This is a genomic window from Pseudodesulfovibrio sp., from assembly GCF_028692895.1.
Lineage (GTDB): Bacteria > Desulfobacterota > Desulfovibrionia > Desulfovibrionales > Desulfovibrionaceae > Pseudodesulfovibrio.
Map to the genome: position 1 here is coordinate 1 of NZ_JAQUWN010000127.1, position 4,190 is coordinate 4,190.

4 protein-coding genes and 1 pseudogene are annotated in these 4,190 nt (G+C 62.1%); all 5 read right to left on the reverse strand.

Going from position 1 to position 4,190, the window contains the following annotated elements; genetic code table 11:
• A pseudogene (locus tag PHP91_RS17125) lies at positions 1-271 on the reverse strand ([FeFe] hydrogenase H-cluster radical SAM maturase HydE); the annotation flags it as partial.
• 22 nt (positions 272-293) lie between these two features.
• Positions 294-1,916, reverse strand: coding sequence for a nickel-dependent hydrogenase large subunit (locus PHP91_RS17130; RefSeq protein ID WP_300143706.1), 1,623 nt, complete (start codon positions 1,914-1,916; stop codon positions 294-296).
• Positions 1,917-2,148: 232 nt separating this feature from the next.
• A complete protein-coding gene (locus tag PHP91_RS17135) occupies positions 2,149-3,222 on the reverse strand; it encodes a hypothetical protein (RefSeq protein ID WP_300143709.1) in 1,074 nt (357 codons plus the stop codon).
• Entirely contained in the window at positions 3,212-4,039 is an 828-nt protein-coding gene (locus PHP91_RS17140; protein WP_300143712.1) for an ABC transporter ATP-binding protein, read from the reverse strand. The genes PHP91_RS17135 and PHP91_RS17140 overlap by 11 nt, the downstream gene beginning before the upstream one ends.
• Positions 4,036-4,179, reverse strand: coding sequence for an iron chelate uptake ABC transporter family permease subunit (locus PHP91_RS17145; protein WP_300143716.1), 144 nt, complete (start codon positions 4,177-4,179; stop codon positions 4,036-4,038). Before PHP91_RS17145 ends, PHP91_RS17140 begins: the two co-directional genes overlap by 4 nt.
• Between the last annotated feature and the right edge of the window lie 11 nt (positions 4,180-4,190).

The following is a 4,190-nucleotide window of genomic DNA, read 5'->3' on the forward strand; positions in this document are numbered from 1 at the left end:
GAAGGACCACGGTATGAAGCCCCGCCTCGGCAATGGCCAGGGCCGTGTCCACGATCTCGTCCTCGGTCATGCGGAAGCGCTTGCACCGATCGTTGTCCTTGAGCAGCCCACAGTACAGGTCATTGCACCTGCAGTAGTTGGAAAAGTGGACCACGCCGCGCAGTTGCACGGTGTCTCCCACCTGCTTTTTCCTCACCTGGTCGGCCTGCCGGAACAATGCGTCCTGGCCAGCGTCATCCGCGAGGGCTTCAAGTATGGTCTGTCGATTCATTTCGGGTTCCTTGCGTGGTCAATCAGGTCGTCGCCAGAAACGTGCGGCCGGTGTCGTGGTCTTCGACCACCACGTGGCAGACGTTGCAGGGGTCCAGTTGGTGAAGGGTTCGCAGAATTTCCACAGGGTGATCCGGGGCAGCCACCGGGGTGCCGGTAAGGGCGCGTTCGAGGGGACCCGCGCCGCCAAAGGGGTCGCGCGGAGAGAAGTTCCACAACGAGGGGATCAGATAGTCGTGGTTCACGATGCGCCCGCCATCCCAGGTGATCGTATGGGTCAGCACACCGCGCGGCACTTCGACATGCCCGACGCCGATTCCGGAAGCGGGCATGCTGAAGGTCGCGGCGCGGCGGTCGTCCCTGGCCAGGACGGATTCCAGTTCATCCACCCAGCCGGACATGGATTCCATCAGGGCCACCGACTCGATGCCTCGGGACAAAACCCGCCCCAAAGTGGAATTCATGGCCTCCATGGACAACGCACATCCGTCAAGCGCGACGGACAGGGCGCGCATGATCGGGCTCCGGCCACTGAGCCAGCCGCCTAATACTCTTGCCAGGGGGCCGACTTCGCAGGCAATGTCGCCGTGCCGGGGCGCGGGCAGCCAGTAGGAATCCTTTTGCTCCCATTGGAAGGAGGGGGCTTCCCGGTCGGCGGACAAACGGTAACGGTGCCTATCCCAGTTGCTCCAACCGGGTTCGGATTCCTCCCGGACGGCCGCGGCGTCGGAAAGGGAGAATCGCCAGGAGACGCCCTTCGCATCGGAGACGATCAGCCTGCCGATTTCGCTGTCGCACCACGTCAGAAAGGCATTTCCTCTTCCCCTTTCGGCCCACGAGCCGTAAACCCTTGCCAGCCGGGTCAGGTCCGACGGGAAAACCTCGGTGATGAATCCCCGGCACGCCGCCAGAGAAGCGCGCAACCCCTTGAGAGCCTCTTTGCCAAGATCCAGATCATCGGGCAGGCCGCCCAGCCGGTAGGCTTGGAATCCCTTGGACCCGCAACCCAGAATCCCCAGGGCGGCCTGGAGCGATTGACCTGCCTTGATGGCCTGCAGGGCGTGCCCATAGAGAAGCAGGTGCAGCTCGTCGGGTCCTCGATATCCAGCCTCCGGCGTCTTTCCGGCAGACAGCTTGGCCAGCGCGCGTATTTGTTCCCGAACAATGGAAAAGTCGGCGTTTTTTTTGCCTTTGGGCGAGTCCAGGTGGGCGGCTTTGGCCGGATCGGCACGCAATGCCGCATTCACGTTCACCCAATCGGCAATATGGAACTGGTAGAAATGAAGCAGATGCTCCTGGATACAGCGCATGGATTGGACCAGCCTGCGTACCAGCACCGCGCTGCGCGGCAGGGTCACCCCGGCCAGGTCCTCTATGGCCTTGATGGCGGCCAGGGCGTGGCCGTCATTGCACAGGCAGTGCGGCTGGGTGACAAATCGAGGCCGCCCTCGCACATCTAATTCTCCCCGTAGCAGGAAGCCCATATTCCGCACCATGCGCCCCGTGCTCCATGTCTCGTCCACCCGGCCGTCCATCAGCCGAACGCGAGTGACGAACGCGTTGCCGGGACAGCTGACCACCGGCATTCCCATGGTTGTCTGCGCGGTCCGTCCAATCGTCTGACCGGAAATGGAATGTGTCATCATGCCTCCTCGGTGTCCCGAGGAAGGGGGAGGGAGCGTTGACGCATATAGGGAAAGGCGATGCGTCAGGTTACGCTCGCCCTAAGGTTAGGATTCCCCTTCCCGCAGGATGCGTCACAACGTCAGTTGTGGAGATGCACGATACCGTTGCTGGTGGCACGTGTCAATAATACGTATATAAAAATTACTACGAAAAATAAATTAGTAACACAAAGCCGTCGGCAGCCCGGTGCTTCTAGACGATTTCCAGAATATCGCCAGGGGCCATGCCTGCAAGCTCCTTACCGACATCGTGCTTGTATGCCTCCCAGCGGGTCTGCTCGGACTCGTCGGCCAATCCCGCTTCGGCCTTTCGCCCGATGGAAGCGAAATCTTCGGGGAGCAGGCCCGGACGGAGCTTCAGGTTGCACTGCCTCTCGCCGTTGCAGACGCGAAACACGAATTTGCCGAAGGGGGAATCCGGCGAACCGTTGTTGTCGGCAATCAGGCAGTGGCGTTGTCGGGTTATGGCCCTGGCCACGTATTCGAAGCTGTCGATGAGTCCCGGAGGGTTGAGCCCGGAAAGAATGGTGATGTCCTTGCGGTGCGGCACTGCGTCATCCCACAGCTCCTTGAAGGCCAGAGAAAAGACCTTGTACGCCAGGACCACGCCCGCATAGTGCTCCATGTCATGGAATCGGAGCATTTCGTCCAACCCGATGGCGCACTCTCCGGCGTCGTCCCGCACCTTCAGGGGCGACTGTTCGGAAACGGTGTAGTCGGCTCTACGGCCCGTCGCGCCGGCCCCGCTCGCGGTGCGGCGGCAATCATCCTGCGTGACGTCGAACAGGTCGGCAGAATCCCTCCCCAGGAATTGAGCGGCCAGCTCCCGGCTCTTGGCCTGCCACTGCGCGGTCTCCGTTTCACCGGCCACGCCTGCATCGATACGGGTGGCGGTATCGGCGAAGGCCCTGGGAAGGATGTCGGGGCGAAGCGCCGCGGTGAGGCGCTTGCCGCCGGAGGCGAGGGCAAAGGAGAGGGTGCCGCAGCAGGTCTTCGGCCCGTTCATGAAATTTCGGTCCACGACCGCCCTTCGACGGCTGAGTGCCCTGGTCGCGTATTCCAGGCAGTCCGTCACGCCGGGGGGCGTCGCGCCGAGCGTCAGATAGGCGGCGTCGCGGCGCAGCGGGCCGTCGAGCCGGGCCAGGGCAGCCTCCAAAAATTTCCAGCCGAGGGCCACGCCCGCCATGTGGAATCCCCCATGGTATTTGGCGGCCTCATCGTACTTCAGGGTCTTCACGCCCTGCTTATCCTCGACTTCAATTCGCATGGTCATTCCTTCGCAGCCGGTCTTGCCCCATGACGCCGAACCAGTCGGGAACAACGGTACGGGCTTCCGGGAACCAGCTGTCTATGTTGATGATTTGCACGTCGATGCCAAAAACCTGTCCAAGGGCCTCGGCCGTCATGACCTGGCGCGGCTTTCCGAAAAGGGGCGTCGCTCCCTGGCGCAGCATGAGTACTTTGTCCGAGAACAGGAAGGCGTGATCCGGACTGTGGGTGGTCATGAGGACGGACAGTCCCTGCTGCCTGGACAACGAGTGCAGCGCCTTCAGGACAAGAGCCTGGTTCCGGATGTCCAGGTGGGAGGTCGGTTCGTCGAGCAGCAGCAGGCGGGGCTTGGCCGCAAGGGCTCGGGCGACGATGGCCAGTTGCGCTTGCCCGCCGCTCAGTTCGTTGAGGTTCTTGTGCGCCATGGATTCCAGGCCGACGTCGGCGATGGCTTCCTCGGCTATCCGGACGTCGCGGGACGTGGGCGAACCAAACGGACCGATGTGCGCCGCCCTGCCCATGAGCACGATTTCCAGGACGGAGAATCCGAACGTGTCCTCATCGTGCTGCGGCACGTACCCGATGGTTCGGCCCAACTCCTTGCGGTTGATACGGCGGACATCCTTTCCAGCGATGTTGACCGTCCCGCACACAGGGGCAAGCAGTCCGTTCAGGCACTTGAGCAGGGAGCTCTTGCCGGCTCCGTTCGGACCGACCACGCTGACGATCTCCCCGGGTGCGATAGCGAAGGAAACTTCTGAAAAAACGGGACTGCCGTTGTACGAGAAGTACACTCCGGCCGTATCAAGAATCATGTCCACCTCCCGCCGGTCCTGCTCAGCAGCCATGCGAAAAACGGCGCTCCCAGCAGGGCGGTTAAAATGCTTAGGGGAATCTCTGCGCTGATGGCCGTCCGGGCAACGCCATCAATAACCAACAGGTAGCAGGCACCTATGGAAAGAGACG

Coding starts and splice junctions, on each gene's coding strand:
- PHP91_RS17140 (WP_300143712.1), bottom strand. CDS start 4,039: ATGATTCTTGATACGGCCGGAGTGTACTTCTCGTACAACGGCAGTCCC.
- PHP91_RS17135 (WP_300143709.1), bottom strand. CDS start 3,222: ATGCGAATTGAAGTCGAGGATAAGCAGGGCGTGAAGACCCTGAAGTAC.
- PHP91_RS17130 (WP_300143706.1), bottom strand. CDS start 1,916: ATGATGACACATTCCATTTCCGGTCAGACGATTGGACGGACCGCGCAG.